The organism is Polynucleobacter sp. 39-46-10, assembly GCF_002282275.1.
The window spans coordinates 1-4,924 of the sequence record NZ_NCJB01000172.1; the positions used below are offsets into that span (position 1 = coordinate 1).

6 protein-coding genes are annotated in these 4,924 nt (G+C 43.7%); 5 read left to right on the plus strand and 1 reads right to left on the minus strand.

All coding sequences use genetic code 11. The features are described 5' to 3' along the window. On the plus strand, window positions 1-562 hold a 562-nt coding region (locus B7X71_RS11730; protein ID WP_293600818.1), incomplete at its 5' end, for a squalene/phytoene synthase family protein. Here the strand turns inward: B7X71_RS11730 and B7X71_RS11735 are convergent. Next, window positions 559-1,053: a methylated-DNA--[protein]-cysteine S-methyltransferase gene (locus B7X71_RS11735; RefSeq protein WP_293599156.1), complete on the minus strand. Its 495-nt coding sequence runs from the start codon at window positions 1,051-1,053 to the stop codon at window positions 559-561. The genes B7X71_RS11730 and B7X71_RS11735 overlap by 4 nt on opposite strands. A 117-nt stretch (window positions 1,054-1,170) precedes the next feature. Here B7X71_RS11735 and B7X71_RS11740 point away from each other — a divergent pair, with 117 nt between their 5' ends. From B7X71_RS11740 to B7X71_RS11755, 4 genes are all read left to right on the plus strand, one after another. Further along, a complete protein-coding gene (locus B7X71_RS11740; protein WP_293600819.1) occupies window positions 1,171-2,460 on the plus strand; it encodes a CNNM domain-containing protein in 1,290 nt (429 codons plus the stop codon). Next, a complete protein-coding gene (locus B7X71_RS11745; protein WP_293600820.1) occupies window positions 2,457-3,527 on the plus strand; it encodes a GspE/PulE family protein in 1,071 nt (356 codons plus the stop codon). Before B7X71_RS11740 ends, B7X71_RS11745 begins: the two co-directional genes overlap by 4 nt. Beyond that, on the plus strand, window positions 3,527-4,591 hold the full coding sequence (locus B7X71_RS11750; RefSeq protein WP_293600821.1) for a type II secretion system F family protein: 1,065 nt from the start codon (window positions 3,527-3,529) through the stop codon (window positions 4,589-4,591). The genes B7X71_RS11745 and B7X71_RS11750 overlap by 1 nt, the downstream gene beginning before the upstream one ends. A gap of 8 nt (window positions 4,592-4,599) precedes the next feature. Beyond that, on the plus strand, window positions 4,600-4,924 hold a 325-nt coding region (locus B7X71_RS11755), incomplete at its 3' end, for an A24 family peptidase (RefSeq protein ID WP_293600822.1).

Genomic DNA, 4,924 nt, shown 5'->3' on the forward strand with positions numbered 1-4,924 from the left:
CCATGGAAGGCAAACGCAAGAAGGACTAAAAGATCTCGCAGAATTTGAGGAGTATTGCTATGTAGTGGCTGGTGTCGTAGGAGAGCTACTGACAACCATTTTTAGCAACTACTCTTCCGGATTTAGTAAGCAGATCGAAGGGCATGAGCAATTGGCTATCGCCTTTGGTCAAGCTTTACAAATGACCAATATTTTGAAGGACTCACCAGAAGATCGTGCACGTGGCGTTTCTTGGAAACCAGTAGGCATGAGTCAAACAGCGCTACTGAATATTGCTTACAAAAAACTGCAAGACTCCATGAGCTATATTCTCCTGATTCCAGAAAATGAAGTTGGTATCAGACGCTTCTGCTTTCTTGCTTTCGGTCTTGCAGTCATGACGCTTGAAAAAATTGCTAACAGAAAAGAATTTAGCAACAAATCGGAAGTCAAGTTGTCTAGAAATTCCGTTTGGATTTTTTATGCATTTACCAAGCTTGCCGCTAGTAATACCTTCTTGATGAAAGCATTCTTTTTTGTAGCATCTAGCCAACTCAGGAAACTGTCTGCAAAGAAACCTTAGAGCACACCCTCATGCTTTAAAAGCCAAATTTTGATCTGGCGATAAAAACCTGGAGCATCTTCTTTCATAAAACCTCCAAGACCTTTGGCAGAAACTACTCTATGACACGGAGTGACCAAAGGATAGGGATTAGCACCGCAAGCAGTCCCGACGGCACGAGGTCCACTTTTAATCTTTTTGGCAATCTCACCATAAGTGCTAGTCTTTCCCACTCCAATACCTAGTGTCGCATTCCACACCTTTTGCTGATGTGGTGTTCCCGTAGGTTTTAGGGGAACGTCAAACACTGAGGAGGCATGCTTGAAATAGTGTGCGCATTGTTTTGAAAATGACTTAGCCAAAGCATTTTTCGGGGAAATGAGCGCAGTACCTGGAGGCAGATAATCAATTTTGGAGATCATCAAACTACCGTCTACCAACTCTGTTTGCACACCCAGGCACCCAAAAGGGGCAGATATCACGCAATAATCGGCTGATGTAGAGATGGCCATGCTGAAGATTCTGACACACATTGAGGTAAAAATTCACGCAGGATTCCAATAAGGCTGTAGCTAGTGAAGTAGCACTTTGCTATATTGGATATTCCTTATTCTTTGCGGACATCACTGATGGACACTTTTTTTGATGATTGGCCTTTTATTGGTCAAGTCGCATTAGTCATCTTCCTGCTTACCCTCTCTGGCTTATTTTCCATGGCCGAAACTAGCATGCTCTCTTCCAATCGCCATCGCCTACGCGCCATGGCCAACAGTGGCAATGCTGGAGCAGCTCTTGCTGAAAGATTATTAAAGCGTATTGATTCTCTGCTATCAGTGCTGTTGATTTCCAACAATCTCATCAATACCATCCTGCCAATCTTAGTGACCGGCATTGCTCTACATATTTTTGGTGATAGCGGCCTAGTGCTGTCGATAGCTACATTAGTCGTTGCACTACTTATCATTATTTTTAGTGAAATCACCCCAAAAGTTATTGGCGCAGCCTTCCCAGAGAAAATTGCCAGTAATGTTGGCTGGTTTATTCTGCCCCTCACTTTCATACTTAAACCCTTGCTCTGGTTTATCAATAGCTTTGTGTCTGGCTTGATGAAGGTTTTTGGCCTTCAAGCTTCGAATGAAAATCGAGTAATGAGTAAAGAAGAGTTACGTAGCCTAGTACTCGAATCCAATCGTTTTGTTTCAGCTCACCATCGCAATATCTTGCTCAATCTTTTTAACCTTGAAAATATCTTGGTTGATGATGTGATGACGCCCCGATCTAAGATTGAGATATTAGATCTCTCAAGACCGATTGATGAGGTGATTGAGCAATTAGAAACTTGTTATCACAACAAGCTTCCAGTTTGTGATGGCGACTCTGAGCGCATCGTTGGCATTCTCTCGGTTAAAAAAGCACTCTCGTTACTAGGTAATTCAGAGCTTCACCATGAAGACTTCAGGTCATTACTAAATGAGCCTTATTTCATCCCCAGCGGGACGCCCGTTCTTCAACAGATGCAATTTTTTCAGGACAATCAACAGCGCTTGAGTTTGGTTGTAAACGAATATGGTGAAGTGCTTGGCCTCGTCACTTTTGAAGACATAGTTGAAGAGCTTATTGGTGAGTTCACCACTTCATTCTCAAATCTTTCTAATGATCCTCATTGGTTAGCCGATGGCACTTATCTTGCTAGCGGTGGGGCATCATTGCGAGATTTGAATCGTCTTCTAAAACTAGAGTTGCCGCTTGACGGACCGCGTACTTTAAATGGTCTCATTTTAGAAAAGCTTGAAGCAATTCCGGACTACGATGTCAGTATTCGGATTGCTGGCGTAGTAATGGAAATTGTTCAGTTTGATGAGCATGGAGTAAAAACAGTAAAGCTATACCAACCACTCATCCAACCGACCCAAGATTGAGCGAGCTACTGCATGACTCCCACATTATTCGGACCTGGCATGACATTGCTGTTAATGCATTAAATAATCGGGCAACGGATATTCATATTGAGGCGAGATCTCAAGAAACCATCATACGCTCGAGAATAGATGGTCGTCTCACTCTACAAAACCAATACCCTATTGATTTGCATGAGAGATTAATCACGCGGATCAAAATCTTGTCGCGTCTAGATATCGCAGAAAAGCGTTTACCTCAAGATGGACGCCTCCTCATTGGCCATGACTTTAGCTATCCGAATATTGATTGCCGGGTATCGATTCTTCCGACCCTACATGGTGAAAAAGCTGTTGTTCGCATCTTACCTAGTTGTCTAGAGGAGTTAGCACTAGATCAACTTGGCTTACTGCCCAAGCAACTTGAAATAGTCCGAGGTGCTATTAGTCAAACCAATGGATTGATTCTGGTAACAGGCCCCACAGGGAGTGGCAAGACACGTACTTTATATAGCTGCTTGAGCGCATTGAATCAAGTGCAACGCAATATTTGCTCTGTTGAAGATCCTATTGAAATTCGGCTTCCAGGAGTAAATCAGGTGGCCTACCACCCAAAAGCGGGCTTAGACTTTCCAAGCATTATTCGCGCCCTTCTACGCCAAGATCCGGATGTCATCATGATTGGTGAAATACGTGATTCGGCCAGCGCGCAACTTGCCATCCAGGCAGCCCAAACAGGTCATTTAGTTTTAAGCACGCTACATACGCGCAATGCTACTGGTGCTTTAGCAAGACTCAAAAGCCTAGGCATAGATCAAGAGTCTATTGAATCCTGTCTTCGTTGCGTCAGCTCTCAAAGGTTAATTCGAAAACGCTGCAATGAGTGCAATTCAATGCAAAGCAAAACGCCCTGCAATCTATGCAAAGGATCGGGCTATTTCGGCCGCATTGGCGTTCATGAAGTTTTGGGAAGTGAACAATTATTTGCATCAGCCCAAGTTCTGGACATCTACTCAGCGGGTACGCAACTACTGAAGTCTGGCATAGTAGATCAGGCATCCCTAGATGCGGAGCTTGGGTCTTGGCATTAATGCAAAAACTTTTAACTAGAAAACTCAGCCAATCTGAACAACTGCATTTTGCACAACAGATGCTCGCTCTTCTTCAGGCCGGCCTTCCCTTACTCAATGCCATACAGCTATTGATTCAGTCTGCACCCGCATCTTGGAAAATTTGGTTAGAGAATATCCGCGCCCTACTTCAGAAGGGCAATAGCTTTTCTTTTTGCTTAAGTGCACAAGATGGCAAATTTTCTCCAGAGTTTTTTAATCTCATCAGAGTCAGCGAGAGAACAGGTGATCTCAGCTTGGCACTCAGGACAATTTCACAGCAACTAGAAGCCCAGATTGAGCTGAGAAGAAAAGTTCAGCAATCACTGACTTATCCTGTAATTACCCTTGCTACCTCCTTCCTATTGGTGCTAGTGATGATGATTTGGGTTGTACCTGTATTTAAAGAGGTCTTTGCGAACTTTCAGGCTGAGCTACCGGCACCAACCAAAATTCTGATTTCTATTTCCACAGAGATCCAAAATTACTTTCTGGAAATATTACTCAACGCGCTCGTAATAACCGCAGGCTTTATCTACTCCTGGCTCAAATCAAGCACTCTCCAAAAATATTGTGATGCTCTCTTATTACGCACGCCATTTTTTGGTAATCTATTTAGGCTCGCAACACTCAGTCATTGGTGTCGAACCCTAGGGCATTTGCTGGAAACTGGTTTAGCACTTCCAGATGCTCTGAGAGTCACCGCACAATCTTCAAATCATTGGGTGAGCCATGACTTTAGCGCCGAGATATTTAAACACCTCACTCGTGGCTGGCCATTAGGAGAATCGCTCAAAAGAGCAGACCCTAAATCACGACTTCTAGATCTAGAGACATTGCTACTACTTCATATCGGAGCTGAAAGTGGCGCATTAGCCGAGATGCTTAATAAGCGTGCCACTTCATTAGGAGCTCAGCTGAGTAGCCAACTCAATGCACTCAGCCAAAGCTTAGAACCAGCGCTCATTCTTTTTGTTGGCGCCATTATTGGCAGTCTGGTCATAATCCTGTATCTACCCATCTTTAATTTAGGGCAAATTATTTAGTGGATCCCATGGTAAGCATCTGGATAGTCAAATCCCTACTAGTACTGGCTTTACTTTACTTGGCCTATATCGATTGGCGCACCTTTTGCCTCCCGAATGCCATTACCTTTCCCTTAATTTTTTTAGGTATTACTTTTAACTTAATCTCAGACCTTCGTCTGACTACCGTAAGCTCGGCATTAATCGGAGCACTTCTAGGATATACCTCACTTTGGGCTTTAAATGCTGGCTATCGTCTTCTGAAAAACCGAAATGGAATTGGTATGGGTGATGCCAAACTCTTAGCAGCGCTGGGTGCCTGGTTGGGCTGGGGTGCTCTGCCTAGCATTCTCC